The 26177-nt window shown below is 57.8% G+C and carries 34 protein-coding genes; 3 read left to right on the top strand and 31 right to left on the bottom strand.

Annotation, left to right across the window (positions count from 1 at the left end; genetic code table 11):
• Positions 1–122 precede the first annotated feature (122 nt).
• Genes WB371_RS19260 through WB371_RS19240 form a run of 5 tightly spaced genes read right to left on the bottom strand, consistent with a single transcriptional unit; the run spans position 123 to position 4674 of the window.
• Entirely contained in the window at positions 123–1637 is a 1515-nt protein-coding gene (locus WB371_RS19260; protein WP_336221646.1) for a conjugal transfer protein TraG N-terminal domain-containing protein, read from the bottom strand.
• On the bottom strand, positions 1634–1951 hold the full coding sequence (locus WB371_RS19255) for a hypothetical protein (RefSeq protein ID WP_336221645.1): 318 nt from the start codon (positions 1949–1951) through the stop codon (positions 1634–1636). The genes WB371_RS19260 and WB371_RS19255 overlap by 4 nt, the downstream gene beginning before the upstream one ends.
• A 3-nt stretch (positions 1952–1954) precedes the next feature.
• Entirely contained in the window at positions 1955–3331 is a 1377-nt protein-coding gene (locus WB371_RS19250; RefSeq protein ID WP_336221644.1) for an integrating conjugative element protein, read from the bottom strand.
• Positions 3332–3334: 3 nt separating this feature from the next.
• Positions 3335–4264 carry a TIGR03756 family integrating conjugative element protein gene (locus WB371_RS19245; protein WP_336221643.1) on the bottom strand — a complete coding sequence of 310 codons (930 nt, stop codon included), beginning with the start codon at positions 4262–4264 and terminating at the stop codon, positions 3335–3337.
• Complete coding sequence (locus tag WB371_RS19240; RefSeq protein ID WP_336221642.1) at positions 4261–4674, bottom strand: TIGR03757 family integrating conjugative element protein; 414 nt, start codon at positions 4672–4674, stop codon at positions 4261–4263. The genes WB371_RS19245 and WB371_RS19240 overlap by 4 nt, the downstream gene beginning before the upstream one ends.
• Positions 4675–4838: 164 nt before the next feature.
• On the opposite strand from WB371_RS19240, the gene WB371_RS19235 reads away from it, so the two are divergent.
• The gene (locus WB371_RS19235) at positions 4839–5084 is read left to right on the top strand and encodes a hypothetical protein (protein ID WP_336221641.1); all 246 of its coding nucleotides are present in this window, start codon (positions 4839–4841) and stop codon (positions 5082–5084) included.
• A 97-nt stretch (positions 5085–5181) separates the two neighbouring features.
• On the top strand, positions 5182–5484 hold the full coding sequence (locus WB371_RS19230; protein ID WP_336221640.1) for a hypothetical protein: 303 nt from the start codon (positions 5182–5184) through the stop codon (positions 5482–5484).
• Positions 5485–5521: 37 nt separating this feature from the next.
• On the opposite strand, the gene WB371_RS19225 is transcribed toward WB371_RS19230, so the two are convergent.
• The 9 genes from WB371_RS19225 to WB371_RS19185 are packed head-to-tail and all read right to left on the bottom strand — an operon-like array spanning position 5522 to position 12743.
• On the bottom strand, positions 5522–8233 hold the full coding sequence (locus tag WB371_RS19225; RefSeq protein WP_336221639.1) for a conjugative transfer ATPase: 2712 nt from the start codon (positions 8231–8233) through the stop codon (positions 5522–5524).
• Positions 8233–8637 (bottom strand): TIGR03751 family conjugal transfer lipoprotein, encoded by a 405-nt coding sequence (locus WB371_RS19220; RefSeq protein WP_336221677.1) that lies wholly within the window; start codon positions 8635–8637, stop codon positions 8233–8235. The genes WB371_RS19225 and WB371_RS19220 overlap by 1 nt, the downstream gene beginning before the upstream one ends.
• Positions 8634–10031 (bottom strand): TIGR03752 family integrating conjugative element protein, encoded by a 1398-nt coding sequence (locus tag WB371_RS19215; RefSeq protein ID WP_336221638.1) that lies wholly within the window; start codon positions 10029–10031, stop codon positions 8634–8636. Before WB371_RS19215 ends, WB371_RS19220 begins: the two co-directional genes overlap by 4 nt.
• Entirely contained in the window at positions 10031–10855 is an 825-nt protein-coding gene (locus WB371_RS19210; protein WP_336221636.1) for a TIGR03749 family integrating conjugative element protein, read from the bottom strand. The genes WB371_RS19215 and WB371_RS19210 overlap by 1 nt, the downstream gene beginning before the upstream one ends.
• Entirely contained in the window at positions 10852–11490 is a 639-nt protein-coding gene (locus WB371_RS19205; RefSeq protein ID WP_336221676.1) for a PFL_4703 family integrating conjugative element protein, read from the bottom strand. The genes WB371_RS19210 and WB371_RS19205 overlap by 4 nt, the downstream gene beginning before the upstream one ends.
• Positions 11490–11846 carry a TIGR03750 family conjugal transfer protein gene (locus tag WB371_RS19200; protein WP_336221635.1) on the bottom strand — a complete coding sequence of 119 codons (357 nt, stop codon included), beginning with the start codon at positions 11844–11846 and terminating at the stop codon, positions 11490–11492. The genes WB371_RS19205 and WB371_RS19200 overlap by 1 nt, the downstream gene beginning before the upstream one ends.
• Positions 11846–12184 (bottom strand): TIGR03745 family integrating conjugative element membrane protein, encoded by a 339-nt coding sequence (locus WB371_RS19195; RefSeq protein WP_336221634.1) that lies wholly within the window; start codon positions 12182–12184, stop codon positions 11846–11848. The genes WB371_RS19200 and WB371_RS19195 overlap by 1 nt, the downstream gene beginning before the upstream one ends.
• Positions 12185–12205: 21 nt before the next feature.
• Positions 12206–12439, bottom strand: a complete 234-nt coding sequence (locus tag WB371_RS19190; RefSeq protein WP_336221633.1) for a TIGR03758 family integrating conjugative element protein — start codon at positions 12437–12439, stop codon at positions 12206–12208.
• Complete coding sequence (locus WB371_RS19185) at positions 12432–12743, bottom strand: RAQPRD family integrative conjugative element protein (protein ID WP_336221632.1); 312 nt, start codon at positions 12741–12743, stop codon at positions 12432–12434. Before WB371_RS19185 ends, WB371_RS19190 begins: the two co-directional genes overlap by 8 nt.
• Before the next feature lie 306 nt (positions 12744–13049).
• On the opposite strand from WB371_RS19185, the gene WB371_RS19180 reads away from it, so the two are divergent.
• Entirely contained in the window at positions 13050–13892 is an 843-nt protein-coding gene (locus tag WB371_RS19180; RefSeq protein ID WP_336221631.1) for a hypothetical protein, read from the top strand.
• A 143-nt stretch (positions 13893–14035) separates the two neighbouring features.
• Here the strand turns inward: WB371_RS19180 and WB371_RS19175 are convergent, their stop codons facing one another.
• From WB371_RS19175 to WB371_RS19095, 17 genes are all read right to left on the bottom strand, one after another.
• Complete coding sequence (locus WB371_RS19175) at positions 14036–14746, bottom strand: TIGR03747 family integrating conjugative element membrane protein (RefSeq protein ID WP_336221630.1); 711 nt, start codon at positions 14744–14746, stop codon at positions 14036–14038.
• Positions 14739–16838 (bottom strand): type IV conjugative transfer system coupling protein TraD, encoded by a 2100-nt coding sequence (gene traD, locus WB371_RS19170; protein ID WP_336221629.1) that lies wholly within the window; start codon positions 16836–16838, stop codon positions 14739–14741. The genes WB371_RS19175 and traD overlap by 8 nt, the downstream gene beginning before the upstream one ends.
• Positions 16835–17356 carry an integrating conjugative element protein gene (locus WB371_RS19165; protein ID WP_336221628.1) on the bottom strand — a complete coding sequence of 174 codons (522 nt, stop codon included), beginning with the start codon at positions 17354–17356 and terminating at the stop codon, positions 16835–16837. Before WB371_RS19165 ends, traD begins: the two co-directional genes overlap by 4 nt.
• The gene (locus WB371_RS19160) at positions 17353–17874 is read right to left on the bottom strand and encodes a transglycosylase (protein ID WP_336221627.1); all 522 of its coding nucleotides are present in this window, start codon (positions 17872–17874) and stop codon (positions 17353–17355) included. Before WB371_RS19160 ends, WB371_RS19165 begins: the two co-directional genes overlap by 4 nt.
• Positions 17850–18551, bottom strand: a complete 702-nt coding sequence (locus tag WB371_RS19155; protein ID WP_420704066.1) for a TIGR03759 family integrating conjugative element protein — start codon at positions 18549–18551, stop codon at positions 17850–17852. Before WB371_RS19155 ends, WB371_RS19160 begins: the two co-directional genes overlap by 25 nt.
• Before the next feature lies 1 nt (position 18552).
• Positions 18553–19026: a response regulator gene (locus WB371_RS19150; protein ID WP_336221675.1), complete on the bottom strand. Its 474-nt coding sequence runs from the start codon at positions 19024–19026 to the stop codon at positions 18553–18555.
• A 182-nt stretch (positions 19027–19208) separates the two neighbouring features.
• Positions 19209–19508: a hypothetical protein gene (locus tag WB371_RS19145; protein WP_336221625.1), complete on the bottom strand. Its 300-nt coding sequence runs from the start codon at positions 19506–19508 to the stop codon at positions 19209–19211.
• Positions 19509–19545: 37 nt separating this feature from the next.
• Entirely contained in the window at positions 19546–19845 is a 300-nt protein-coding gene (locus WB371_RS19140; protein WP_336221624.1) for a hypothetical protein, read from the bottom strand.
• A gap of 705 nt (positions 19846–20550) precedes the next feature.
• Positions 20551–20820, bottom strand: a complete 270-nt coding sequence (locus WB371_RS19135) for a hypothetical protein (protein WP_336221623.1) — start codon at positions 20818–20820, stop codon at positions 20551–20553.
• 50 nt (positions 20821–20870) lie between these two features.
• A complete protein-coding gene (locus tag WB371_RS19130; protein ID WP_336221622.1) occupies positions 20871–21704 on the bottom strand; it encodes a DUF4942 domain-containing protein in 834 nt (277 codons plus the stop codon).
• A 95-nt stretch (positions 21705–21799) separates the two neighbouring features.
• Entirely contained in the window at positions 21800–22126 is a 327-nt protein-coding gene (locus tag WB371_RS19125) for a DUF5983 family protein (protein ID WP_336221621.1), read from the bottom strand.
• 14 nt (positions 22127–22140) lie between these two features.
• Complete coding sequence (locus WB371_RS19120; protein WP_336221620.1) at positions 22141–22467, bottom strand: type IV toxin-antitoxin system YeeU family antitoxin; 327 nt, start codon at positions 22465–22467, stop codon at positions 22141–22143.
• Between the two features lie 58 nt (positions 22468–22525).
• Entirely contained in the window at positions 22526–23449 is a 924-nt protein-coding gene (locus WB371_RS19115; RefSeq protein ID WP_336221619.1) for an ArdC family protein, read from the bottom strand.
• A gap of 83 nt (positions 23450–23532) precedes the next feature.
• Positions 23533–24027: a DUF3577 domain-containing protein gene (locus WB371_RS19110; protein ID WP_336221618.1), complete on the bottom strand. Its 495-nt coding sequence runs from the start codon at positions 24025–24027 to the stop codon at positions 23533–23535.
• Positions 24028–24359: 332 nt separating this feature from the next.
• A complete protein-coding gene (ssb, locus tag WB371_RS19105; protein ID WP_336221617.1) occupies positions 24360–24821 on the bottom strand; it encodes a single-stranded DNA-binding protein in 462 nt (153 codons plus the stop codon).
• Positions 24799–25311, bottom strand: coding sequence for a DUF3158 family protein (locus tag WB371_RS19100; RefSeq protein ID WP_336221616.1), 513 nt, complete (start codon positions 25309–25311; stop codon positions 24799–24801). The genes ssb and WB371_RS19100 overlap by 23 nt, the downstream gene beginning before the upstream one ends.
• Complete coding sequence (locus WB371_RS19095; protein WP_336221615.1) at positions 25311–26123, bottom strand: PFL_4669 family integrating conjugative element protein; 813 nt, start codon at positions 26121–26123, stop codon at positions 25311–25313. The genes WB371_RS19100 and WB371_RS19095 overlap by 1 nt, the downstream gene beginning before the upstream one ends.
• Positions 26124–26177 lie beyond the last annotated feature (54 nt).

The following is a 26177-nucleotide window of genomic DNA, read 5'->3' as shown; positions in this document are numbered from 1 at the left end:
TTGTTAGAAGGCCTCCGGACTTCCGCTCCTCGCTCATAACAGTCCGGTAGGTTAAGCCGTGGCCAAATGCAGATTGCTACCAGTTCAATCCTGAGTCAATATAGATTAACCCCATCAGCCTTTTACCCCCCACCCGATCCCACCAGCTTTCCCGCCAGCTGTATCATAAGTTCCCGTGCCTTACCTCCGGCATTCTTGATATCCGCAGTCCCGCTACGTAATGCGCCATCCAGCGCGCCTCCCAGCTGTATTCCCGCCCAACTGACCGCCGCGAACCAGAAGCCCGGCAGCACGATAAACAGCGTGCCGGTGACAAACATCATAATAAGATCGTCCTGGGTATTCTGAATCCCCGCCATATTCCAGTAGCTGTGGGTATCGCTGTCGTACAGCAAACTCAGCAGTGAGCCGTCCAGCCAGCGGGCCAGCTCCCACCAGAAGGTTAAAAACATCAGCGCAAACTGGGCGAAGGTCAGCGTCAGTACCACTCTCACGTTATAGGCTGAAAACAGGGTGACCAGCGGCAGGCAAATCACCAGCGCCATCAGCAGCACCGCCTGCACCATCGGCAGCGCCTGGCGTAGCGAGTCAAAGGCCGGAAACGCCACCAGCGAGGCAAGGGCATGGCCCGCTGTGGCACCATTACGGGTTATCTGGTTCATCACGGTGGTGTCGATATTGCCCCCGAAGCCGGGATACACCCGCCCGGACTGCGACACTTCCATATTGCGCTGGCTGACCACCGAACGCAGTACCGCCTCTTCATACCCGGCCTGGCTGTAGCTCAGTTTCTGCAGCGCCTGCCAGATATCCGTTTTTACCAGCGCCAGCACCCGGGGCTTTAACCCGATGTCGGTATCAGACCACCACTGTTTACAGGTGGGATAGCCGCCGTTGCCGGTATCGACGAGCCCGGCATCCCTGTCCTCATCGTAAGGCCACTGAGAGCGGGGCGAGTAAGCGCGATCCGTATCGTAATAGCCGGGCTGCGACAAAAAATACGACGAACCAATCCAGGCGATATCGTCAGTTTCCTCCTGCGACAGGCCGGTGGTGTGCTGCTTGAGGCGCGCCAGCGACGGGGCATAGCAGGACTGGACAAAATCCTGTAACTCCTGCCCCAGCACCGGGTCGGACAGCCGGGTGTGCTGTACCTCAAAGCGAATTTGCCGCAGGTCGGGCTGACAGGGCAGGGAGGCTGTGGCCGCATTGACCAGCCCTTTCGACAGGGTATGCACCAGATACCACCACACCGGGATGGCGGCGGTTTTGCCGCTCACCTCATTGATCAGCGGTTTGTAGCCGGTATCATCGGGCTGCGCCAGCGAGATATTGCACTGCTTCGAGCGCGTCATATCAAATTTCATCGTCGTGATATCGACATTCAGCAGCGGCACGCAGGTGAACATAATAACGACCATCGCCATGTACACCACGTTCTCCATCCAGGCGACGGTGAGCGCCCCGGTATTGCCTTCGTCCACACCCTGCTCACGGGCCTTAAGCCAGGCGGCGACCAGCTTAATCAGCAGCGGCAGGGCAAACAGCCCGGTGGTGGTGAGGGTGTTCCAGATCCCGTTATTAATCAGCCAGCCCAGCAGGGTGAGGGCATATTCCAGGTAGCTGTGGGCGGTCATGGGGTATCTCCTTCCTGTAGCCCGTTGCTTATCTCGCCGAGCAACAGCAGGGCGACCGACCAGACCGCCATCCGGTTCAGTGCCGGAAGACGCGCCGGAGCCTGCTTCAGCCAGCGCCGGCGCAGCGACAGCCACAAACCGGCCATCAGGCCGTACAGACACAGCCGCCAGATGAGCAGAGCGATGCGGGCTTGTTTCAGTGTTTCCCGCCAGTAGAGCGTCTGCCCGGCAAACCGGACGGATAAACCAGTGATGGCGGCGACAAGCAGCAGCACCAGTATCAGGGTAAGGATGTTTTTTACGCGGCGTCGCATGGTTTACTCCTTCGTCTGATCCTGATGAAGCCCGTTAACCCGCGCATCCCCGTCATCCTCCACGCCGATGGCCTGGCCCCGGGTGGTGTCGCGCTGAATTTTGCGCTGCAGAATGGTGCTGCCGGTATTGCTGGTCAGCGACTGGCGCATTTCCAGCTCCAGACGCAGCTGATCCAGCTCTCTGTCCAGCTGCATCGTGGCCTGATTTAACTGCGACTGCGCCTCCTTTTCTGTGGCAATATTGGGTTCGCGCATCCCTGCCAGCAGGGTGCGCCGGGCCGTGAGCGCCTGCTCCATCACCCGGGCAATTGCCATCTCGCCCGACAGCCGCTCCGCCAGGACTGCGGCATCCGGATCGTCCCTCAGCGCCTCCACCACCCCCCGGGTTAACCGGATCTGACCGCCGCTGGCTTTTGCCAGATTCTCCGTTGTGGGCTTCAGGTTGCCGTTGACCAGGTCGTTCAGCGCCTGGGCGATTTTTTCCTGCTCCTCGTCAATCAGCGGCATCAGCCCGGTGCCCGACTGTGCGCCGCTGCGGTTACTGCTGCTGCCGGAGGCGTCATTTTCCGGCGATACATTGATGTTCTGCTCGCCAATTACCCGGGTCATCCATTGCGCGGCGTCGCCAGGGGAGGGCCACAGATGGCACAGCTCCCCTTCACAGGCGGTATCTGAAACTGTGCTGTCGTCGGTAACGCTGCGGCTGTTCAGAATGTTGTAGCCAGCGGTGGTGGTATCGGTGATCACTCTGATGGGTGGTTGTCCCTGGCCGCCGCGTTGCTCGCCGCCCACCCAGCGTTTGCCGTTTTTAGCGGCAGCTTTGCTGGCCTCCTGCTCGGCGCGTACCGCATCCGGTTCCCCGGCGACGATACTCTGGTAGTTCTCCGCTTTTGCCGCCTGAGTCCAGGCGGCGTTGTACGCATAATCGGTCATTTTCTGCGCCATGTTTTTACAGCTCAGCTGTGACTTATCAAAATCCAGCCGACCCTGGAGAACGCCGTTGGTCAGCAGATCGTAGAGTTGCGGATTGGCGCGCTGGATCACCATCGCGGGCAGGCTGGCAACGGCGGATGTGGCGTTTTCGATAACCTCGCCCATCAGATCCTGAAAGCCATCCGTCACGCCGTTAAGCTGATTTTTGACGGTGGTGTTGATATCAAAGTTGCCGCACATCAGGTCTGAACTCCAGCCCACGCCGACATTGATAAGCGACGTATTTCGTCGGCTGGCAGCGGGCGTCAGTGCCGCACCGCCGCCAATCTGGTAGTAGAGGGTGTCGGCAATTGCGCCGCGGGTCTGTGGAATACCGTTATCCGCCAGGGCGGGCAGCGATACGCAAAGCGTGCCGGTTATCAGCAGGGAAAACAGATAACGTGTCATCAGTCAGCCTCCGGTACTGCCTAAAAAGGTCTGGCCCCGCCGCTGGCAACAGCTGTAGGGCCGCCAGAGCGTCCAGGCGTAGTCACCCGTATCCGAAAGTCTGTCGGCGTAAGCGCCTTCGGGGCTCCGGTCGGGAAAGGTGATGCACTGCGGGCTCATTGCGGGGGAGAGCATCTGCCAGCCGTGGTTATCCGGCTGGTTCTCCTGCACCGGATCGGGCGGCCAGTAGCCGTCCCGGGGTGATGCAGTCAGCGGCAGATAGACGTGTGGCTGACCGGTGCGGGTCACGATATCGGCGCTACGCTGCGCGATAACGGCCCCGGCTTTATAGTCGTGAGTCTGCCCCAGCGCGCCGGCCCGGGGATAAACATTGCCCCACAGGTCGCCGGTCTGGCCGACCTCCCGTAACCCGGGCGTCAGCGCCTCGGGGTAAAAACTTTCCGGGATGCCGGTACGCCAGGCGGCGGCATCAAACGTACTGACGAAGTAGGGCTGAAACGCCACTGCCGGGCTGTGGCAGCTGTAGCCAAAGCCGCTCAGAAATTTATAAAACGTCTCACCGCCCGGATGACCAAAAGCATCCGCGTTTTTAAAGCGAATTTTGGTCTTCGGATTTCCCTCTCGGGGATTGGTATCGCTGCCTTCTTCTGCCACGCCGGGGATGGGGCTGCCGATAAACGCCATCTCCTGCCAAGGGTTATGGCCTGGTACGGCATACGCGGAGACGACCAGCTCGGGTAAATTGTGCTTCACCTTAACGGAGGTTCTGACCGAACAGCCAAAGGGCGTGCAGTACAGCCAGTAACAAATCCCGACGATGCGATAGTGCAGGCAGTCAGCAGACAGCGAAGAGGCAATAATCTGCGCCGTATTTAGCGCCTGTGCCGGTAGTGTTGCCAGCAGAAGGGGGAAAAGCAGGCGGGAAGAATTCATGGTCGCTGCTCCCGCCATTTACTGAGCAACTGCTGCGCCAGCGCAATATCGGTGGTGCCGTACACTACATAACGATCGTCAAACACGATGGCGGGAGTTTTGGCGACTCCGGCAGACCAGGCGGCGATAAGTGCCTGATACGCGCCAGTCAGCTGCGCTTCGCGGCTTTTCCTGTCCGGCAGTTGCATCATGCGCCGGGCCTGCTGCTCCGCCTGTTCCGGGTTATCCGACAGGTGGGGAAACAGCGATTGCTCCAGTTGTGCAGCCTCATCCAGCCGGAAAACCAGTACGCCCGGTTCCGGCGTTTTTACCGGATGTTGTGCCGTGGTGTAAATCACGGTCTGGGCCAGCGTTGGCGGGGCAGCGGCGAAGAAAAATGGCAGTAACAGTAAAAAAAGAGTGCGTTGCATTGCATTCCCCGGTGAGTGAGCCAGATACCGGATTTAACGCTGCTGGCGCGGGGAGGACAGTAAACAACTGAATATGCGTGAGAGGGATTTTTCTGCGTACGTTCTGGCGGTAGAATACCAGGCGTCACGTCTGGCTGACGATAACAGATATCAGGAACCACGATATGTTACTTAACCCCCTGGCGCAGGAAATCATGCGTGTTGTCGGTGAACACCGGGTTCAGGCCGGAGAGCCTCTGCCAGAGAAAGCGTTCGATCTGTTTCTTGACGAATATCCGGAGACTATTGGCGAAGCGCTGATGGAGCTTTATCTTCTGGAATTGCTGGAAGAAGTCCCTCATGAGGTGGATATATTGACGCAGAAGGGGGGCGAATATATTTATGCTAGGGATACCCACACTCCTGCCTGATATTTCATTTTTTACTTTTCTTTTCATATCGTTAATCTGAATCCTGCCATTACAGGTGTAAGATGTCTCCGGTAAGATTTAAGCAAGGGGTGAGGGTATGGATATTCCGTTTAAAGCGAAATTGCGTAAATTATCTGTTCTGGGAGCGACAGGTTGTCTGCTGTCAATGGAGTATGAGGCTCTGAGTCGTGGGCAGAAATTGCTGCATATTCTGGCGTATTCGTTGTTTATTGCCTCCTTCACTTTTGTGATCACCGGCGGTGATCCATCAAAATTCAGTCATCCGTGGTTTGTTGTTTATGCCGCGCTCGTCATTATCTCGATACAGTGGCCATATTTATGGCGATGGCATAAAGAAGATCTTCGTACATATGGGCGCATCAGGCGTGCTGGCCGGTAAGGTATCGAAGCCGCAACAGTATAGTTGCGGCCTGAGATTATACAGGCAACTTTAGTCCCCGTTGCCTGTCCAGTTCCCGCGCCACCATAATCGCCGCATCCAGTTCACCGACCCCGAACTTGCGCATCAGTTGCGCTCGCTCCGCTTTTTCATGCTTTTCCGTCATCCCCAGCGCCAGATACAGCCCCGGCGGCACCACCCGAAACAGCGCTTCAATCTTGCTCGCCAGCACCACGCCCTCGGTATACTTGCCCGGCGATTTACTGGCCGACAGTAGCAGTTGTTCCTGCTCCGGCGTCAGCGTCTTAAACCGCTTCAGTTGCTCCACCTCTTCCGGCGGCATCACCAGCAGCTCCCACCATTCGATCATATTCAGCAGCTTTTTCGCATCGTCCGGGAAATCCGCCAGGTTTTGTGTCGCCAGCCACAGCCAGATCCCCAGCTTACGCCACATCTTGGAGCCTTTCGTCAGAAAGCGCGCCAGCAGCGGGTTGACGGTGATGATATGCGCCTCGTCGGTGATATTGACAATGGCGCGGGACTGGTGCTGGGTGCGCTCGCTGAGGTTGTTGATATGGTTAATCAGCGAGATATAGCTGATTGCCAGCTGGGCCTCGTACCCTTCGCGGGCGAAAGTGGCGAGATCCACCAGCGTGATATCCGCATCCGGCCACGCCTGTCCTTTGCGGTTGAACAGCTCCCCTTCAAATCCGATACAAAACAGGTGCATGGATTCCGCCATCTCATACGCACGGGCGCGGCGGTTTTCCGGCAGCGTGGTGTCAGCGGACAGGGCAAACAGCGCGTCACGGACATCCCGGGTCAGCGTCTGGCGTTTTTCCTGATAACATTGCTCAGCCGCAGATAAAATCGCCCGGCGGATCATCGCCCGGTCGGGGCGGGTTAGCCTTGCGTCTTCCTTCGCTTCACCGCCGGTGATCATCAGCCGGGCAGTAATCTCCATCTCACCCAATATATCGCGCTGGTCATCGCCGTCCTGCTCAGCCTGTTCTTCGTCATCAGGAATATCGGCGCTTGCAGCCTGCTCCACCAGACGCCAGGCATCGGCAAACAGCGGCAAAGTCACGCCGCTGCCCGGCTTCAGGCTGATTTTGTTCACCGTCAGACCGTGGCGCTTCGCGTAATCCGCCATCAGGCCGAAGCTGTTCCCGGCCTCAATGATGAACAGGCGCGGGCGGTGCAGCGCCATGAGCTGGGCAATCTTGCCGTTGAGGGTGGCGGATTTACCGGCTCCGGTCGGTCCCAACAGCAGCAGGTGGGCGTTTTTGCTGCGGTCCTCCTTGTTGAGCGGATCAAAATCCAGCGGTGCGCCGCCCCGGTTAAAATAGCTGATTCCCGGGTGTCCGGTGCCGGTTTCCCGGCCAAATACCGGCAGCAGGCTGGCAATGTGCTGAACAAAGTTAAACCGGGTATACAGCTGGCGTTTGTCGCGGGCAGGATCAAAGCTCATCGGCAGCCAGCGCAGCCAGTTACCCAGCGGTGCAACGTCATTCTCCTCCTGCACCGGGGCCAGCCCGGCATTGAGCAGCACGCTGTTAAGCTGGCGGCGCTGTTTATTCAGGGTGGCGATATCTGCGGCTGACAGGTAGAAAACCAGTGAAGAGCGGTACATCTTATGCCCGTCTTTCAGAAAGCTTTTCACCTCACGGCAGTCCCGGCGGGTGTATTCCGACTCGGTATTTTCACCGATGGCGCGGTTTGCCAGCCGGTTCAGATGCGCTTCCAGACGATCCTGCGGACTGACCACCAGCGTCAGTGCCATGGTGGTGGACTCCGGGAGCAGATCGAACAGGGTATTAATGCTGTCGCCCTTACGGTATTCACCCGTCAGATGGCCGATTTGCGGGGCTTTACGCAGCCGGTCCACGACCACCGCACAGTGGGGACGGTTATCAAAGTACCAGCATCCCTGCGCGGCATCGGAGACCGGCTCGCTGAACAGCAGTGATTCGGCAAAATCGGTGAGGACCGGCGGTGTGTTCTCCTCAGGAACATCGGGTTGCGTGACCGTGTGGTAAAACGCCTGCGCGGAATCGCCGGGTGGCGCAGGATTAAACCAGCGAACCAGCCAGTGGCGCAGCGCCGTTTCAGACAGCCGCCGCGCCGTCAGCCCGGCCCCGGCCAGCGCCTGGCACAGGCGCGCGCAGGCGTTGTTGAGGATCTCCTCTGCCGGGAGGGAACCCGAACGGGTGTCATCCCCGCTGTCCGATCGGCGATAAATCACCATTCGGGTACACTGCCGCTGGCCCCGCCACGGGGTCTGCGTCACCACATCGTCGAAAAACAGCCCGCCAGGTGTTGAAATGCCCCGCAGGTGGCGCGCCATCTCGCCGAGCCAGGCCTCGCTGAAGGCAGCTCCCTGCGCAGACGGGGCGACATAGCGGCGCAGCGTATCCAGATACCCGGACAGATCGTCCTCGTTCTGGCAGTAAAACTGCACCACCCACGGGTTGCGATCCCGTTCTTCAAAGGTGTCCTGCAGGGCGTCTTTAACCGTATCGCGGATCTGCACCAGATACGGCCGGGAACGGCCTTCGGTACCCACGGGCGTGACCTCATACACCGCACCGACTGAGCGACCGTCATCCAGCAACAGCGTCTGACTGTCCGGCTGATATTCCACCCACGGCAGCAGGTCGGCGAATGACGGGCCTTTCTGGTACATCGCGTCCATCTCCCGCTGAGTCAGCCTGCCACTGCGGGGGCGTGCCGGTGTGGGGTGTATCATCACAAATCCTCCACCCGTTCGCCGGGCATGGCGTACTGCACCCGGGTATAAAACGGGAACACCGTGGAATAGCCCGGAACCGGGACGGCATCGTCGCCCGTAAGGTGCGGGAAGATATACATCACCATATCGGGGTCCGGCAGGCGCACAAACTGCGACTGAATTTCACCGGCGGCACTGCGGGTATAGCCCTGCTGCTGGCGGGTTAACGCCGCCGGGTCATTCAGTGGTCTGCGAAGCTGGCTGCGCTGTTCCGTCAGCGCCTGCGTGCTACCGCCGCGCTGGTTCCAGAGCGTCATCATGCTGGTATTCGCATCCACCGGCAGCAGCGTCTCCTGGGATGTGGAGCAGCCCGCGAGCAGGAGCGCTGCCAGCGCTGAAAAAATTATCATTCTGTTCATCAGTCCAGTCCTCCGGCGTGTGGGGTGGCGGTGGGGTACGTCACTTTGCGCCCGTGAGATTCATAATCGATGCGTAACTGGCGGGTGATATGAACGGCGACGGCCTGGCCGGGTTTGACGTAAATCGCGTCAAACATCTGCCCGTAGCGTTGTTTGAACCAGTCTGCGGACTCTTTCAGCCCGCCCCCCAGCGCCTGACCCAGCACATACTGGCCGTTACTGCCGGTGACGGCGGAGGTAATGGAGCCGTCTTCGACGGTGGTGGTGGTCTCGCCGTTAGCAAAGGCGTCGGCGGCAGCCGCCGATCCCGCCAGCAAAAACTGAGAAGAGAGATATTCCCCGGCGTTGGTTTTGCGCTCACCGGGAATACAGGGCAGCCCCTGCGGGTCGGAGAGCCAGCCAATCGTGGGGTCCTGTGATTTACCGCTGTTATCGCTGCTGTCGCTCTGCTGTGGCAGCGTGCGCACCGTCCCGTCCTGAAAAATAAAGGTGATGGAATGCACGTTGCCGCGCACGCACGACAGCGTCCAGTCGCCCGATGCCGTCCCGGACATCACCGCGCTTTCGACATCCGGCAGTTCGATGCCGTTGGCGATCAGATTGTCATGCCCAATCAGGATTTTGAACGGATAAGGGTCACTGACTGTGCCGTTGATCGGCACGCGCCCCAGCAGGGCGGTCATCGCCACCGAGCCGATAAGCGTGCTGTTTTCCGGCAGGGTGTAGACGGGCGTGGCGTCATCCTCCGGTGTTGTTTTACCTGTCACTCTGGTGGAGGTTGTCTCCGGCGGGCCTGCCGTGGTCTCTTGTGCTCGGCCAAACTGGCGGGGAAACTGAATGTCACTGCCGCGCGGATGGCGGGGATCGACCGTCATGGCATCATCGGGCTCCACCCAGCGAACGGCTCCGGCAGGCGGGCTTTCTCCCTCCAGACCCAGACCGACCGGTATCTCACCGTCAGCGCCTGACGGTTTGCGGGTCAGTTGATCCAGCTTTTGCTGGAAGTTATCCAGCAGCGTGGTCTGCTGTTGTTGCAGTTCGCTGCTGAAATTTTCCCGCTCGTGGTGGATGGCGGCGTTGATGCGCTTTTCCACGCTCTGATCGCGCTGGCGCAGCCGCTGGTTTTCCTGAACGAGGATGGCGCTGTCCTTATGCAGCGTAGCCACCTCTTCACGGTACTGTTTCATCTGACCGACCAGCGTGGCAACCGTATCAGCAGGCGTATCGCCGTCAATGCCCAGCGCTTTCAGCTCGTCGCTGCTGAGATCGGCTACCGTATCGGCACGCACCGGCTTTTTTCCCGTGGGCGCAGAGCAGGTTTTCAGGATGATAAAGGTGGTTGCCAGCAGTACCAGCGGGAGCAGCAGCGTCAGCAAACGACTGGATTTTATCTGCATTAGCGTTTCTCCGTGTTTTGGGGCTCCGGCAGAATGGCGCGGTCGGCCCGGACTCCCCGGGTCACCAGATACACCACCGTGGTGTCTTCCGGTGAACCGCTGGCACCCAGCCACGGGTGCTGAAAGGTGGCGGCGTAAAAGTCGCCCTGCAGCGACCGGGGATCCAGAGTAATCCGCTGTGCGCCCTGATTCTGCAGGCGGATGGCGGTGACGGTATCCCCGGCAAGCTGCCAGGCCCCCAGTGGTGTGGCGCTGACCGGCTCTCCTGGCAGCAGGGTGGTGATGCTGTCGGGTAACCGGGGCGACACCTCGCGAACGCCCGCCAGGGGCTCTACCGTGCGCAGCGGCGCATACAGCATCTGGGCGGCATAGCGGGTCAGCGCCACCGGCGCGGGCGCGAGGGGAAGTGCGGTCACGGGCGGTGTGTCGTCAGGCTCCTGAGCCGGGTGGTCCGTGGCATCATTGCCGTAGACGGCGTTATCGTAGCGCAGCTCAACCGGTTCGAGCGCCTCACCGTCGCTGGCGCTGACGTCCAGCAGGATCAACGCGCCTGAGTCCATATCTTTCAGTTGCAGGCGGGCATCGGGAAAGGGCTCGCTGGCTTTCAGGTAGACCGTGCCGCCGCTGCTCTGAATGCGCAGCTTTCCGTCCAGCCCGGCGGGATAGCCGACGCGGACATTTTTGTTCACCATCACCACCCGCTCGTGGCCGACATGCAGCGCAACCGGCAGGGGAAGACGCTCCCACTGCATTAGCGTTGTGGCGCTGGCGTCAGTGATAAAGAGCAGAGAAAACAGATACGGCAACACTGTGGGGATTTTCATGGTGTGGTCTCCGGTGTGGCGGCTTCCAGTCTCTGGGGCGTACCGGCAAAGCAGTCGAGGGCCAGCCCCCAGGGGTTTTTCTCCGGGTCGATATCAAAACGCACCACGCTCACCGGATAGCGCACCAGCGCCCGCTTGACGGGCTCTGCCTGGTAGTATTCATCCACGCTTAAATCCAGCGTCACCGTCCAGCTGTCGCGGCTTAACACCGCCACCCGCTCCGGTTTAAAGCCCCGTCCGGGGATTTCATAGACGCCGCGCACCCGTTCGCGCAGTTCACCCCGGTCCTTACGCTGCTGCCAGTCCTGGTTCAGCCGGGCCTGGCAGGCCGGGGTCAGATACGCGCGCAGCCGGGCGATGTTTTGTGGGTAATCATCATCGCCGTTAGTGGGCCAGCGGTTCAGTTGCTGAAAAATGTAAAAGGTGAACGCGTAGATATCGCCGGGCGGAATGTCCCACCAGGGGCGGGTGCTGCCGTGGCGTAAATCGGGGGGAATATGAATGGTGAGGTGCTGAGGCGCGCGATACCAGCCGTACCCGAGCGCCAGGATAATGACCGCCATTATGCCCAGCGCCAGACGCAGTGTGATGATATGCGCATCCCTCGCGGCCAGGGCGTGCTTAAACGGGCTCATCATTTTTCACTCCTGCGGATTGTCCAGACGGCGCTGCGCTGAACCTGGCGGGGATCGCCCAGCCCCCGGCGGGCCAGAAAGGCGCTGAGGCTCTGGTACAGCCAGGTGTCCGGGCGACCCCGTTTGAGACGTGACATAGAGCGACCACCTGCCAGCACGCACAGCGTTGCGCCGACCAGCGCGCCGGTTGGGATCAGCGCCCAGATATGCAGGGCGAGCGCCGGGAAAATACCGCCCAGCAGACCGGCGAAAAATCCGCAGAGGAAGACCAGCAGCAGCTCCGTGGTGGTCATCCCGCGAAACACCACGGGCTCACGGTTCAGACGGTCGGGCAGAAACTCAATGGTTATCGTCATTACAGAATGTCCCCGGCTTCGGTCAGCAGCCAGATGGTGATCACCAACAGAATGGCACCGACACCCGCCATCGCACCCAAATCTTTCCACTGTTTTCTGCCGTTCTGGATCTCGGCATAGGTGCCAATGCAGCTGTTGGCGACCACCAGAAACCCGACGGCACAAATCGCCAGCGACATCAGGACAACAATGTCATACCCGTAGTTCTGCAGGGTCTCCATAATGCCCTCGCCCTTGCCACGGGAAGGATCTTCCATATCCGGCAGGTCGGCATGGGCAGCAAGTGGCTGCAGGAATATCGCCAGTGACGGCAGAAAGGTGCGGATACGCAACGGCATAATATGACTCCCTGAAAGCGTTCAACTGAGCACCAGCCAGAAACTGACCAGCAGCAGTAAGAAGAGACGGGCGGCAATGCCGCCAAGCTGGCGCAGGGTCAGCGTGCCGGTGGAAAACCCCCGGTAGAGGCTGACCAGACACCAGCCCGCCCACAGAAACAGCGCCGCACAGAGCAGCCCCAGCAACACCAGACTGACATCAGCGGGTTTTGACGAGCTTCCGGCCTGGAAGGCGGAGAGTTGTTCATCACTCATCGGCCCGGGCCTCACGGCGGTACAGGCCGGAGAGGGCCGTCACATTGCGCGGCTGCGTGCGGGAAGGGGCCAGGTAATCGTGGATGCCGTACCGGATAGTCCGGAGATCGTCGAATGCCTGCGGGTAATCGAAACGAAAACGGGTATCCGGTGCGAGGCTGGCTTCGGCTTCAGCACGTTGCAGCGTGCTTTCCATCTGGTTCAGTTGCCGGGTCAGCAGCGCCAGATTAGCCTGCTCAGAGGTGGGGGCGGCCTGGGCGGTGCAGGCGAGCGCCATGGTGGTTAGCAGTACAATGCGTCGCATGAAATGAGCCTCCGGAACGTGACAGGGGAGACTAAAAGGGTGGCGCAGACGCGGTAAAATTACTGCAATGAATTGACTTTTGGCTGGAAAGGTTTATTTATCGTAGGTAATGGTAGCATGTTAACTTGAAGATAAATTTGTCTGGAGATGGATGGGTAAGCTAAGTCGTTTAGGGTAATAGTGTTACCCCGCTTTGTGTGTGAGTAGTGCAAAAGTATAGAAATGAACGCGTCGTAGGTGAGGGATATTTGCAATCAAAGGCATCATCCATGAGCCGTTGTAAATTATAAATTAGGAAGCAACCGTATGAGTATCGGTATTATTGGAACAAAATGTATAACGCGCACAGGATTTTCTAAAGGTAAATTCATTCCTTTCATCTATGTTCTTGTTGAAGACTCCCTTGCAAAAGAAGTTATTGAACTGATGTTCCCCCGTGATTCCGTTAACAAACCAAAGTCTGCAATCAAGTGTATCATCTCTGGCGTATGGCAAAATCAAGCTGCTTGCATGTATGGTTTCTATACTTATGGCAATGAGTTAATATCTTCCTATCGAATCCCCTTCTTCTCTATTTTGGCGGTTGCTGACGGCGACATTTGCGAAGAAAACCAAAACAAAAGACTCGATAAAGTCATCAAGGGTGATAGTCTCAACAAGGATCAGGTTGAGATCAAAGAAAAAATCAGGAGCCACACCACGCAATTTAAACTTGAATATCGTGAGGGCCCCGGCACCAACAATGAGAAGATAAAAGCCTTACCAGAGTATAATCACAAGAAATGGTTCGATGAAATCACCGAGCAGATGATCCTCGACCAACATCAAAATGTGTTGGACGGTCCCGATAAGTTGAATAAAATGGAAATTGATACGTTGCTGGAAGTCATTGCGTACTCAAAATCCATCCTAACCGATCAGAGCGTTGAAAAAATTGATTACCACTGCTATTACAATCGACTCAAGGCTTTTGCACCTAAATATCCCTGTCCCAGGATGAACCACATTGAGTATTATGTCTTAAGTGCTATAAGACAGTACAACCCTGTTAAATGGGAATGCTATATCGCTCCTGTTAGAGATCGCATAATGGCTCTTGCCGAAGAGAATCACGAACGGTTCAAAAGTAGTCATTTTGATCTTCGCTAATTATGGAGCTTTTACGTTGTCAGTCGGTATTAGGGGCAGTGCTGATTTTTAAATCTGATATCATCAAAGATATATTGAATCACTGTATTTTTTATTTTAAAACAAATAATTGTTTCTTTAAAGTAAATTTCGTATTGCCTGTCTCATAAATATTTCTTAAACGCCCCCACAGCAATCGACACCACAAACCCCAGCAACCCCGCCGCGGGCAGCAAAATCACATCAGGGTTGATGGAGAACGGCAGCGCCAGATAAATCATCCACGGCAGCAAAAACACCGGACGGATGGCCCGCCTGGCGTGGTGATAAATAAAGCCCGATTCATAGCCGCAGCCAAAGCGGCGAATATCCCGTCGCACCAGACCATCCACCAGGCCAACCAGCGTGGTCAGCACAAACAGCGGTGCCGTCAGCAGCAGTAAAAACAGGCGCAGCGTGAAAGTCAGCACTGTCCAGACCGTGGCCTGGAGATACGTATTCAGCCCGTGACGCCAGTTGGCGCTATCCGCCAGAAAACGATAATGTTGCTGTTCACCCCATGCGACCGCCCCGGTATCGACAAACAGCCACTGCCAGACCTGAAGTAATGCCTGATTCAGATGACCCGCCGGGTCGGCCATCACCACGCTGCGAACAATATTGCCGGAAAACCATGCCAGTTCCCGGTTCATCATCAGGTGCGCATGTTCTGCACCCTGTTCGGGCCAGAAAAACGCAATGCCCGTCCACTCCGCCAGCAGACGAATAAACAGCGCCGCCAGCAGTGTGGCGATAACCTGCCCTGCCAGGGCGAGCAGGATCGTTACCGGGCCCTTATGGCCGGGGAAAGGCGGCGGACTGGCGTGATCACTCATCCGCGCTTCCTGTGCCCTGAATCTCAGCAGCATCAGTGGGCGGTTCTGCGACCCAGGTTCCGTGCCACCACCGTTCGCCGCTGTGATAGTGCTGGCGCATCTCTTCTGCCAGGTGCTGAATATCATCAGGGATATCGTCATCTTCACTGGCGGGCAGGGGCAGGCGAATTTTCCACAACTGCCCGCCCTCCAGCAGTGCGAACGCCTGACCTTTGGGAAGCTGAATTAATGCCGCTGGCTCGAGCAGGGGAACGCTGAGGGCGCTGACCCTGTCCTGGGTGTTGCTGATAAAATCGGTCTGACTCTGTGGTTCTGAGGAGTCGGTTACGCCGGAAGTCACCGTGCTGGTCAGGACTTCAACCTCAGACAACTGGCTGGTCAACAGCTCCGCAGTGGCGGTTTCCCTTACCCGCAGCATGATCAGGTTGTTGAAGTTGCCCACCACCTGGCCTGCTTTAGCACGGCTGCCGGTGCGGGCTTCGATATCAGAGAGGGTCTGGGTATAGGCCGTAACCTGCACGCCCGCGCCGCCGCCTTTATTGATAAGCGGGATAAACTCATCGCCCATCAGCTCGCTGAACTCATCACAGTGCAGGTTAATGGGGATACGGGTTGCGGTTTCCCCCGGCAGGCCGTCATGCACGCCGAATTTATAGATGTACCCGGCGACGCTGACCAGATCGGCAAACATTGAATTTCCCACCGCTGCCGCCACTTCGCTGTCGGAAAGCGCATCCAGCCCGACGTAGACAATACCGCGTTTACGGATCACCTGCTGCCAGTCGAAGATTGGACGCGGGTCATTCAGATCGCTGTAGCAGGGGGCCAGCAGCTGCGCGGTCTTGCCGGTGGTGAGTTTTTCCAGCAGCGGCAGCAGCGAGGCGACGATTTTGTCGAAGTAGGTTTTGTCGTAACGCACTGCTGAGCGCAGGCCATCCATAATGGGATCGTAGCATCGGGTGGCCGCCAGATACTGCTCCAGCGCGACAACAAAACTGTCACGTCCGTGAAGGTTACGGGGCGTGTTTTTATCCGTGACCTGACCGGCTATCCGGGCAATGGTTTCCCATGCTTTTGGCGCATTCTGCGATAAATAATAGCGGGCGTAATCGATAAACAGATCGTCAATATTCAGAACATGACGGGCGATCAACTGATAATCCGGTCGCTGCCCCAGCGCCACCAGCGCGCGGGTGATGATATTCACAAAGCGCCAGGCGAACTCACGAAAGGCGGCGGAGTTCCCCTCGCCGGAAAGTTGCCCGGCAATACGCGACGCCACTTCGGAGATGCGCCCGAACCGGCCCACGGCGTTGTAGCGCGCTGAAATGTCGGGGTACGCCAGATGAAAGAGATAAAACACATCCTCACGCCCCGCACGTCTGGCTTCTGCCCGGGTGCGCCGGAGCAGATCGGCGTCGCCTTTCGGATCAAAGACAATCACCACCTCACCACGCCGGATATCCTGCGCGATAAACAGCTCCGCCAGCCGGGTTTTACCGACGCGGGTGGTGCCCAGTACCAGGGTGTGGCCGGGGCGTTCGCTCAACGGCAGCGTGACGGCGCACTCGTTAAGCTCTATGCCGTGCAGGAGGGCGCTGCCGCCGACGGCAGGTAACGGACGCACCGGGTTGAAGATACTCTCGCAGGAGAGCAGGCGGATCAGCCACGGGCAGCGGTGCTCTGCCCGTTTTTCCAGCCAGCGGGCCTGCCGGTATAACCGCCCCGGATGGACATAACGCTCTGCCTCCGGGCGGCGGCAGGCCAGCAGGCGCTGAGTATGTCCGGGTTGCCAGCGAAACCCCCGCCCGATAAACAGACTCCGGTGGCTGACGGGGATCTGCTGACTCCTGAGCACATAGCGCGGCAGGCGGCGGATATTGCGGCGGTAGCGCAGAATGGTCATGCCCTGATGCCCGCGAAAGAGGGCAAAGGCCATAAAGCCGCCCGCCATCACTCTACTGATGGAGGGCGACAGCATCAGCGACCAGGGTGCGGCCAGGCACAGACAGGCCGCCGCCAGCGCGGTGATGGCGCTGTACAGCTCCACCGCCGGGCGCAGCAGGGTTTCAATAACGTGGCGGTTACTCATTGTGACAGCCCGGTTTCGGTGATCAGCACCGGATAAGCGTGCAGCTTCAGACGCTGCGCCAGATCTTCGCCGCTGACCGGCAGCAGCGTCAGCCCGGGAGCCTGCTGGCGCAGACTCTCCAGTTGAGCGGATGTGGCGACATTCACCACCAGCCCGGTGGCCTGTAAGGTGATAAGCGCCTGGTGATGCTGTTTCAGCCAGCGCAGCGAAAAGGGATCGACGCCGGTCAGAAACAGCGGTGAGAAACCGGGGAGCGACAGCGGGCGGGAAGCCACCGGGCCGGGATGCAGATGCGGTGAAATCACCGGCAGTACATCGTTTTCACTGAATGCCGGGGCAACGGAATGGGGGGAGGGAGGCGTATTCCCGTTATCCGGCTGAATGGCCTCATACAGCGGCGCGGTGGACTCACCGCCCAGATCGGCCACCACGGTTAAACCGGCGGCAGCCTGAAAGCTCAGGCCGAGCAGCAGCGCAGGAAAGGTATTTTTCATGATGTCATGCTTTCCTTCTTTCATGAGGAGAGATCCTGCAGATAGCGGGCCACTTTCTGGCGGTAGCGCCGGGCGGGTACTCCTCCTGCCGGATGATGATAGCGCCCGGCGGCATCCAGCCAGCTGTGTTGTGCGTCAAAATGCGTGCGCAACAGTTGTGCCGCCACCTGCAGATTCCGGTACGGATCCAGCGCATCGCACGGCGAGGCGAAAAGCCGTCCGTTCCAGCCGATGTTGATTTGCCCCAGTCCGGCGTCGATGCGCCGGGGATCCCGGGTGCGCAAAAACTGGTTCAGGGCCTGGCATGCCTGCTGCTGCGTGGTGTACTGCCAGGCCCGGCCTGCGACATTGAGCGTCCACGGCCACGGATGCACGCCACGGGAAAGCTGCGTGCCGCTTTCGGTCAGGGCCACGGCGTAGAGCAGTTCTGCCGGGATATGTGCCTGGCGGGCCACCTGCTGATAGCCTGGCGGAATACGCGATGATGCCAGACCGGTCAGGGCGGGCAGCAGCAGGATCAGGGTGAGGCGACGGATTGCCATTGTCCCTCCTGCTGTTCCAGTACCGCCGGGATCGGCTTGTTGCCGAGTTGCTGCCAGCGACCGGCGTCATGGTTGAGCGTTATCTGCCGTGATTTGACCTGCTGTGGATCGATCTGCTGCGCCAGCGCCCAGCGCCGCAGACGGGCGTCGTCGCCCTGGCTGCCGACCAGCCAGATATCCAGCGGATGCCCGGAACGCAGCAGTGTTTTCAGACGCGTTTCGCAGGGCGGGCAGTTTTCGCGCACGAAGACCGCCAGGCGGCTGGTCGGGGAGCGCGCCGTCTGCAGGTGGGCATCGGTCACTCGCGTCAGCAGCGGGTAACGCCGCTTCCAGGCCGCATCATAAGCCCGCTGGAACGCGAGTTCCTTTTCCACCCGCCGGGACTCTTTTTCCACCAGCAGGTCGGCATATTTGCGGCGCTCTTCATCGGTGCCAGCCTCCACGCCCAGCGTGGTCAGGGGGTCGAGACCCGGCGACCAGATGCCGCGCTCGCCCTGACGGAGCCGGAGGTACTGGCTCCACTCCTCGCGGCTGAGTCCCCAGCGCTGTGCCTGCTGTGCTTCACTGAGCGCCTGGCGGGTTGTCTGCTGTGTGGTGGTTGCCGTTTCTGTAGCCGCAATGGCGGTCAGGCTGAGGCAGAAAAACGGCATCATCAGTGGCAAAAGGGTTCGCATGATATCACCCTCTGCGCGGTGAGCGGATGGCAGGAGCGGGTTGCCAGCAGACGGTGCGGCTGACCTCATCGGTGGTCATCACCCAGGCACTGCCTGCAATGGTCTGCAGTGCGGCTTCGGTGCGAACCGGCCCCATCCGGCGCTGGGCATCCGGCAGCGGACTGCCGTAGAACAGCTTCATCGGCGTGGTAACCGGTAAACACAGGCCGTAACCGCTGCCGTCCAGCCAGCCGCGCAGCGCTTCTTCGCGGGTCAGGTGGCGGTGGTGTTTTCCCGATGCCGGGAGTGTCTTACTGATGATCTGTCGCAGGGGAAAGCGCAGCGTTTGCGCCGGCGCGATATCAACCAGCGTATAGCGGGCGGTATGCACCCTTTCCGCGAGCACCGGGGCTGGCGATGTGGGGCAGGGTAACGGCGGCGCGGGGGGCGCGGTGCAGCCCGCCAGTAACAGCAGGCCAGGAATAAGGGATTTTTTCATCACACAGGTTCTCCGGGAAATAATGTCAGGGAGCAGCATGCGCGGGCGTAATTATCGCTTCAGCAGGAAAAGCGATACGGGAAAAGAATAAAAAAACAGGCCCGGTTGCCGGAGCCTGTTTGGGAGGTTTACTGGGGTGGCAGATACGGTGTGATAGCGGATGAGGCCTGGCTGAGATTCTGTCATTGATACTGTTCAGGGGCGCAGAGATCAAACGTGGTCATAAACGACAGTGCCTGCTGCTTATCGTGATAAAAGCGACGGTGAAAAAATCCGTCTCCGTTGGCATACCGGACGCAGTAATTACCGTCGTGTTTCTCCAGAATGCTGGCGCTTATCCGGTATTTTTCCGCCAGGCGAGTGAGATCCCGAAGACAGAACCCCTGCTGCAGGGCAAGTTGTAACATCTGCCTGACGGCGTATTTTTCCTGAAGGTAAATATCATTCAGTTCAGCCTGTAATTCCGGGGAGAGTATCGTCATTTTTATTTGCTCCATAAATAGCGTGTTTTTTACTGAGCTAATACGGCAGGGAAAGTATTTCTCTTTCCACCATGGCCGTTTGCTGGCAGGGCTCTGCGCGGCTGTCGGCGTCCTGCAATATCCAGTAGCGCCAGTCAATGGATTTGCGGGCAGTCCGGATATGGTTCAGAAAACTTTGGGCCAGTTCGTGGGTCGGGAATAACAGATAATGATCAAACCGGCTCCAGGGATCGTCCGGGACGCTGGCGTAATACAGGCTGACATGAAAATATTCAGTATACTTTCCGGTGTCGGCGTCTTTAAGGGAATGGCGCATAATGGTGAAATCACGGATCATAATTATTTCCTCGAATACCGGGGGCGTTTTGCAGGTAAAAAAAGTTTCCGGTCCGGGGGGACACTCTGCTTACAGGAAACCACAGAGCTAAAAGGGCGCTGTCGGCGACAGCATTAAGCCCTTCAATTAAATTCCTCTCGCCAGGGAGACGACAGTCAAAATTCTTTTATGCCTGGAAAAATAAAAGCGCTTAATCAATTTTTATTGATAATAAAAAAGGAACAGCGCCAGAATTCAGAAGAATAATGGCGCTGGCAGGATTTAACCTGACGGTTAAGGAACCTCCGGAGATAGTGCCTTTCTCGGCATTATCCCGATTCGCTCAAAGGAGGGACGAATCGAACTGAATGGCGCTTTCGCACAAAAGGCTCCGGTTGGTTGCCGGTCGGCCACCGGCTACAGGGCAGAAGAGTGTTGCCTTGTCTGGCTACTTTAATGGCCTGAGAAATAAAAACAGTCGTTAATTCATTCTGGGTCATGAAGATTGACTGACGGTCCATACTACGTTTTTTATTTCAGTATTATGCCTGAAAAAAACGGGCATCAGAGGATGATGCCCGAAGGGGTTGAGGAACCCATGTATGACGGGAAGGAAAACAGCATCAGAATAATCAACAGAGAAAATACAGACAGAGAAAATTGTTTTTCAGACAGAAATAAAAGGTGGGGTGATATTCGTGCCGAAATGACTATTTTGCCCGGTGGTTAATATTCCGAAGGCAACAGGATGGTGGTAATACCTTCATCGGTCAGTATCCAGATTTTAATATCTGGCGTAATGGCATAGGCCGACAGAATTCTGTCATCATGCGTCCGGACTGCATCATCGTTGGCTAGTTTGTCATCGTCACCGATATCGCCCCAGTCGCCGCGTAAATGTCGGCTAAGCAGGGGGCGAATATCAAGCCCCTGTGATATCAGGTGATTAACGCCAGCGGTGGCGTACAGACGACCTGGAGAAAATAATATGCGCATAAGCTGTTCTCTGTGAATAAAGGGAGGCGAATTAAGGGATGGCAGTGTCATCATGCGGCAGGCAGCATCCCCGGAAAGTGTTTTGCCACGATGTCGTTCATTTTATCCACCAGATCCGGGCGTCTGAAGGTGATGTGCGCGCTGCCCTTCCGGAAATAGCGAATGGAGAAAAGAGTGTCTTCAAAGTGCTGCTGGTGCGGGTTGTCGCGGATAAAATCCATCAGCCGGAGAGCGATGTCATTCCGGTTGTCGGGGATCGCTTTGCCGTCCAGCAGGAACAGCATCCGCTCCAGATCGACCAGTTGATCGCGTCGCCAGTTCCAGTTCAGGCTGTAACCCCATTTATCATGCCTCACCAGACCGTTGACGATGATGCGTTTGCCAAAGCAACGGGGATTGTTGGTTTTATAGTGCCAGCTTAATCCCTTAAAGACGTTGATAATGCCACGCTCAAAGACTTCGTGTTTGCTGTGGTGGAGTTGCTCAAAGGTGCTGAGAATGTTGGCTTCACTGATCGCCGGAAGACTGCCGCTCTCCAGGTCTTTCGACCACTGACTGCGGGCGGCAGCGTCCATCAACGCCAGCATGCCGGATTTAACCATCAGGCTGCGCCAGATACTGCGGTCAATATTACGGGTGATCCCCTTCATGGCCTTGTCCACGGGCTGCATCAGCCAGCAGTCGAAAGCGCGGCCCTGGTATATGGCCCAGTGATTTGCCACATCGCCGCCGATTTCGGCGGTCAGCCGGGAGATATTATCAAGCTGGTGGAGCAGGGCTTCGATTTGCGTAAGCGCAGCATCGCGCCCCGTGACGATACGCTCAATGCTGGTTGAGCAGATAACCTCATTGTGGTCGGTTAAAACTTCAGATTCTGTTGGCATGATGATGGTTCCTGTTAAGGCCAGTACGTCCGCCGGAGATGGCAGACGTACTGTGGGTTGAACAACGGAGATAAAAGATCTGAAATGTGAGTGGCTCACCAGTCAAAGACGTCAAAGCCCGGCAGCACATCCCCCAGGGCGTCCAGATGGATCAGCGAGAGACGGCAATGCAGTGCTGTGGCGATCAGTCGGCGGGCGGATCGGGATAACCCGAGCGCCTTAAGCCGCAGCAGCGGGTGACGCCATGCGCTGAGGCGCAGCAGATAACCCGTACCGGTAAAGTGTATCCATTCACCCTCGCCATACTCTTCATGACGGTGTGACGCACGCCACAGGCAGTCATTATCGGCGCTGGTTAGGTGGGCGGTACTGCACTGGATGCCGCAGAAACAGGCTGAAACAGGCAGTTCGATAGCAACCATAAGCTCACCTCCTGTCAGGCCGGGTAAATGGTGAGGTAAACGTAGCCGCAGGAGCCGCGCGTGTCGGCTTCGCAGGTCAGTCCGTTAACGGTGTCGGTTATCCAGGTGGAGCGGCGTGGATCCAGCCGTCCGTCGTGAAGCGCCACTTCAAGTCGCGCAATAAACAGCGGAAAAGTGGCGTCCAGCTTTTCACGTTGCTCTGGCGTAAACTCACCGGAGAGCGTGGCCCGGTCAGCAAGAAAGTGCAGCTTTGGCCCTTCCTGAACTAACCGTGCGCCAAACGCGGGCGTGATATCGTGCCGTAAGCCCCAGACGGGGTCGGGTGGGTTAATTTCTGACATCGATGTGTCCTTCGTGAAGGTAACTGAAGAAGAGGGGAAGTGTTGCTGAGAAACCGCGTTACGCAGAAAGCCGGTAAGGCTGCTCTGCCGCCTGTTTCAGCAGCCATTCACAGGCCTGACGGGCCTGTCCACTGGCGCGGATAATCGCTTTATTGTCTTCGCGGAGTATCTTCAGCCAACTGGCGATATAGCTGGCATGCTGTAGCCGGGACGCAATACCGGTATGGGCGCACAGAAATGCCGACCCCATCTCCGCCACCAGTTCTTCAAACGCATAATGCGCGTTGCCAAACCGGGCGGTGGGTGAAGTGATCCCTTCACGGCTCAGGCGGGACTGATGCCCGGTGGCGTGGGTGAGTTCGTGCAGCAGGGTGCTGTAATAGTTCTCCTGGCAGGAAAACTGCGCCGGGTGAGGGAGCATAATCCGGTCCTGCGCAGGGTAGTAATACGCTCTGTTTTGCTGGCGGTGGGCAACCGTTACCCCACTGTGCGTTTTGATGTTTTCCGCTGTTTCCAGCGGTGTATTCATCCTGACCACGGGGGCCAGAAACGCGTCGGGTAATCCCTCACACTGCGCCACGTTAAACAGGCGAAACTCTTTCAGCAGCGCGAATTGTGTCACCTGCGGTGAGCCGTCATCGTTCAACAGTGGTGCGCCGGTTTTATCCAGCAACTCCCGCTCTTTTGGCAGGTACAGGACGGCAAAGGTGGATTTTTCGCCCTTGCGGACATTTCCTCCGGCCTGCAGTGCCTGATGGAACGTGAGCCAGCGGTCATTTTCATAACCGTTTTTATCGGCGCTCCGCCAGAGCAGGGGAATGTTGATGCCGTTATAGGCGCGTCCTGATGCGATGTTGAGTGGAAATACCGGTTCGCCATCGCGCCAGGGGCGTATCCAGGGGGGATTCCCCTGCTCCAGGGCTTCGATGATTTCGTCGGTGACTTTCTGGTAGATATCGCTGTGGGGTGTTGAAGATGTCATAGGTTGCCTCGTGATGTCAGACAGAGGCTGGCTCCGTCAGGAGTCGCCCCTGACGGGTGAGTGAAGGTATATGAGGGACGGGTTCAGAACTGAACGGCGTCTGCGTCTGTTTTTACAGCGGGTGTCAGAGGTACTTTCGGTTGTGGTTCAGGTTTTGGTTCGGGTTGCGGCTCTGCGGCTTCAGGCGCCGTTGTTTCATGCGCCCAGACCAGGCTGCCGTTGATATACACCGACGAGATGAAAATCAAACGTCCCCTGAGGCTGATGCCCTGCTGACCAGCGCGTTCGCCTTTGCGGTATTCGAAGATTTCGGGACAGATATCCCCGATACGAAAAGCAATCAGCACCTTGTCCTGACGCGCAAGCGCCTCCTGGCAGCGGTTGAGCAGGTGAACGGCTTCGTCGTTATAAACGCGTACGTCAAACCAGGTATATTCCACGCTGTCCGTCGAACCTCGCAGGGCGGCGATGGTACAGGCGGTAAAGGCATCGCCTTTTTTCGGCGTGACCGTGCGCAGGCGATTCACATAGCCAATACCACGGGTGTGCAGGTCAAAATATTTGTGTTCAGTGTTCATTATGAATCTCTAGGTATGTTGTGACCGGAGACAGATCCCGGGCGGGATTTGTCTCCCGCAGGGGGTAAAGTGGTTAAAACAGCAACGACGGTATACCGGGTATACTGCTCATTTTCAGTCGTATTGAGCATTCAGAGCTGGCATTGCATCAGGGATGCGACAGCTTTCAGCCTGCTGTCAAAGGGCCATCCGTACAGGATGAGTGACGCAGAGCTATCAGACGATAAAAGCCGTGGACGAAACAGCGGAAAATGTTTTCGGCAGATAAAAATAAACAGGAATAGCACCGGTACCGGACGCCATTCCTGTTATTTTTCAGCCATCAGCATCAATTAATCAGCGTCTTCCTCATGGTTGCCTTCCGTTAATCCGGGCAATTCCGGCTGCCGGGTGTCAGTTTCTGGCTCAGGGGAGATGTCAGTTTGCCCGGTGGCAGACACGCCCGGTCTGTGGCCCAAAATCTGCAGCGTACCGTTCATATCCACGATAACCTCAACGGCCAGCCGCTCCGCGCCAAGATTATCCGTCCAGCGCCGGGTTTTCAGGCGACCTTCCAGATACACCTGGTTGCCCTGTTTCAGGTATTGTGCGGCGACATCGGCCAGCCGGTTATAGACAACCACCCGGTGCCACTGCGTGTGCTCCTGATGCTCGCCGGTCTCTTTGTTGCGCCAGCTTTCCGTTGTGGCGACGGAAAACAGGGCGATGGGTTGCTTATCTGCGGTGTAGCGGATCTCCGGATCCTGGCCGAGATAACCGATAATGCACAGCTTATTTAAGTCCCGTCGGGCCATGATGAGGTCTCCTGTCGGGTGAGGGGGAAAGCGAGGCCGCCAGCGTGTCGGCATCGGTGATTTTTTTGGCGCATTCACGGCACTGGCGCAGAATAAAGGTGAGGACCGACATCTGCATGTTGAAGACAATCCGGTCGCGCTCAATCTGCAGCAGGGCCTCCCTGGCCTGAGGCGGCAACGTTGGCGACTGCAACAGCTCCTGCCAGGCCAGTACGCCGGAGCGGTTGTTCTCCTGGTTGCGCCAGCGCAGAAAATTTGCACCAGAGCGGGCTGGCCCACGGCACAGAAGTAACGGTAAGTAGCGTACCGGGAAGCGCCAGGCGCGCTGAAGCATGCGAACCTGAATCTGGTGCAGGGTCGCTCTCGCCGCCAGCGCATCCTGCGCCAGCAGCGACAGCTCCCTTACTCTTAAAAGGCCCTTTAGCGTGCTTTCATCAGCCAGCGGGTTATAGTCTTCGTCAGCCAGGCGTTTGTAGCCCTGATCAGCCATTATTCCGCCTCCGTTTCTGGCACAGGCAATGTGTCGGTGCCGGGCTGAGGGGAATCTGGCGCAGCGTCATCCGTTTCATCCGCTGGCGCAGGCGGCGGGGGATTTTCGGTGGCAGAAGCACGGCGCAATGGTGGCGCAAACTGTGAACGGCGGGAGCCATCAAGAATATCGCCGGGCAGCTCGCCGACAAGCGCCGTCGCCGCTTTTGCCCGGGCGTTGTCCTCCTTAAAATCGCTGCGGGTGACGGGGATACGGCGGTATTTTTGCGCCAGTGAGAAAATGCTGCGGATAATGCCCGAACTGCGCTGAATGAGATCGTTGCATTCGGTGCGGTTCAGCAGCGCCATATGGGTCGCCAGTTGGGTGTTACGCGCCAGCTTATCAAAGTCGGTCAGCAGGTAGATGCCGATAAAGCCCAGTTGTGAGGCAGAGAACACCGGAAACCGGACGGGCTGGATGCTGAGGCAGTTTTCCACCGTCAGCGTGTCGGGAAGAAGCTTAAAAATACCGTTTACGCTGCCCGTCATCCGGTCCATCTCGCGGCGGGCCTTCAGCAGCCGCTCTTCGAGTTTCAGCATATACAGATCGGCGCAGGGGTTATCCAGCGAGGAATCCATGCGGATGATATTGAGCAGGTTCAGAAAACGGGGGATGCCGATAATCGGGTGCAGCGGATGGCCTTCCGGTGAGGCTGAGGCCTGGCGTCCCTGCCAGAGCTGAACGGCACGGTGGGTATGCAGTTCGATGGTGATGGCGCTGCGCAGCGGGCCGCTGGTGAGGGTATAAGATTGCTCGTGACTGGGGTCGCTCATAATAAACTCCGTCTGGTGGTGAGAGGACGGGCTACCATGCGCTGCCGGGGAGGG

The sequence above is a fragment of the Citrobacter amalonaticus genome (genome assembly GCF_037053465.1).
In the GTDB taxonomy this organism is placed as follows: domain Bacteria; phylum Pseudomonadota; class Gammaproteobacteria; order Enterobacterales; family Enterobacteriaceae; genus Citrobacter_A; species Citrobacter_A amalonaticus_H.
This window is presented reverse-complemented; position numbering and strand designations above follow the sequence as displayed.

Coding starts and splice junctions, on each gene's coding strand:
- WB371_RS19195 (WP_336221634.1), bottom strand. CDS start 12,184: ATGCCGTTGCGTATCCGCACCTTTCTGCCGTCACTGGCGATATTCCTG.
- WB371_RS19255 (WP_336221645.1), bottom strand. CDS start 1,951: ATGCGACGCCGCGTAAAAAACATCCTTACCCTGATACTGGTGCTGCTG.
- WB371_RS19135 (WP_336221623.1), bottom strand. CDS start 20,820: ATGCGCATATTATTTTCTCCAGGTCGTCTGTACGCCACCGCTGGCGTT.
- traD (WP_336221629.1), bottom strand. CDS start 16,838: ATGAGTAACCGCCACGTTATTGAAACCCTGCTGCGCCCGGCGGTGGAG.
- WB371_RS19185 (WP_336221632.1), bottom strand. CDS start 12,743: ATGCGACGCATTGTACTGCTAACCACCATGGCGCTCGCCTGCACCGCC.
- WB371_RS19180 (WP_336221631.1), top strand. CDS start 13,050: ATGAGTATCGGTATTATTGGAACAAAATGTATAACGCGCACAGGATTT.
- WB371_RS19130 (WP_336221622.1), bottom strand. CDS start 21,704: ATGCCAACAGAATCTGAAGTTTTAACCGACCACAATGAGGTTATCTGC.
- WB371_RS19140 (WP_336221624.1), bottom strand. CDS start 19,845: ATGATCCGTGATTTCACCATTATGCGCCATTCCCTTAAAGACGCCGAC.
- WB371_RS19175 (WP_336221630.1), bottom strand. CDS start 14,746: ATGAGTGATCACGCCAGTCCGCCGCCTTTCCCCGGCCATAAGGGCCCG.
- WB371_RS19200 (WP_336221635.1), bottom strand. CDS start 11,846: ATGACGATAACCATTGAGTTTCTGCCCGACCGTCTGAACCGTGAGCCC.
- WB371_RS19165 (WP_336221628.1), bottom strand. CDS start 17,356: ATGAAAGAAGGAAAGCATGACATCATGAAAAATACCTTTCCTGCGCTG.
- WB371_RS19125 (WP_336221621.1), bottom strand. CDS start 22,126: ATGGTTGCTATCGAACTGCCTGTTTCAGCCTGTTTCTGCGGCATCCAG.
- WB371_RS19215 (WP_336221638.1), bottom strand. CDS start 10,031: ATGCAGATAAAATCCAGTCGTTTGCTGACGCTGCTGCTCCCGCTGGTA.
- WB371_RS19205 (WP_336221676.1), bottom strand. CDS start 11,490: ATGAGCCCGTTTAAGCACGCCCTGGCCGCGAGGGATGCGCATATCATC.
- WB371_RS19230 (WP_336221640.1), top strand. CDS start 5,182: ATGGATATTCCGTTTAAAGCGAAATTGCGTAAATTATCTGTTCTGGGA.
- WB371_RS19250 (WP_336221644.1), bottom strand. CDS start 3,331: ATGACACGTTATCTGTTTTCCCTGCTGATAACCGGCACGCTTTGCGTA.
- WB371_RS19160 (WP_336221627.1), bottom strand. CDS start 17,874: ATGGCAATCCGTCGCCTCACCCTGATCCTGCTGCTGCCCGCCCTGACC.
- WB371_RS19225 (WP_336221639.1), bottom strand. CDS start 8,233: ATGATACACCCCACACCGGCACGCCCCCGCAGTGGCAGGCTGACTCAG.
- WB371_RS19150 (WP_336221675.1), bottom strand. CDS start 19,026: ATGAAAAAATCCCTTATTCCTGGCCTGCTGTTACTGGCGGGCTGCACC.
- WB371_RS19110 (WP_336221618.1), bottom strand. CDS start 24,027: ATGAACACTGAACACAAATATTTTGACCTGCACACCCGTGGTATTGGC.
- WB371_RS19210 (WP_336221636.1), bottom strand. CDS start 10,855: ATGAAAATCCCCACAGTGTTGCCGTATCTGTTTTCTCTGCTCTTTATC.
- WB371_RS19245 (WP_336221643.1), bottom strand. CDS start 4,264: ATGAATTCTTCCCGCCTGCTTTTCCCCCTTCTGCTGGCAACACTACCG.
- WB371_RS19260 (WP_336221646.1), bottom strand. CDS start 1,637: ATGACCGCCCACAGCTACCTGGAATATGCCCTCACCCTGCTGGGCTGG.
- WB371_RS19100 (WP_336221616.1), bottom strand. CDS start 25,311: ATGGCTGATCAGGGCTACAAACGCCTGGCTGACGAAGACTATAACCCG.
- WB371_RS19115 (WP_336221619.1), bottom strand. CDS start 23,449: ATGACATCTTCAACACCCCACAGCGATATCTACCAGAAAGTCACCGAC.
- WB371_RS19120 (WP_336221620.1), bottom strand. CDS start 22,467: ATGTCAGAAATTAACCCACCCGACCCCGTCTGGGGCTTACGGCACGAT.
- WB371_RS19145 (WP_336221625.1), bottom strand. CDS start 19,508: ATGACGATACTCTCCCCGGAATTACAGGCTGAACTGAATGATATTTAC.
- WB371_RS19235 (WP_336221641.1), top strand. CDS start 4,839: ATGTTACTTAACCCCCTGGCGCAGGAAATCATGCGTGTTGTCGGTGAA.
- WB371_RS19095 (WP_336221615.1), bottom strand. CDS start 26,123: ATGAGCGACCCCAGTCACGAGCAATCTTATACCCTCACCAGCGGCCCG.
- WB371_RS19240 (WP_336221642.1), bottom strand. CDS start 4,674: ATGCAACGCACTCTTTTTTTACTGTTACTGCCATTTTTCTTCGCCGCT.
- ssb (WP_336221617.1), bottom strand. CDS start 24,821: ATGGCCCGACGGGACTTAAATAAGCTGTGCATTATCGGTTATCTCGGC.
- WB371_RS19190 (WP_336221633.1), bottom strand. CDS start 12,439: ATGAGTGATGAACAACTCTCCGCCTTCCAGGCCGGAAGCTCGTCAAAA.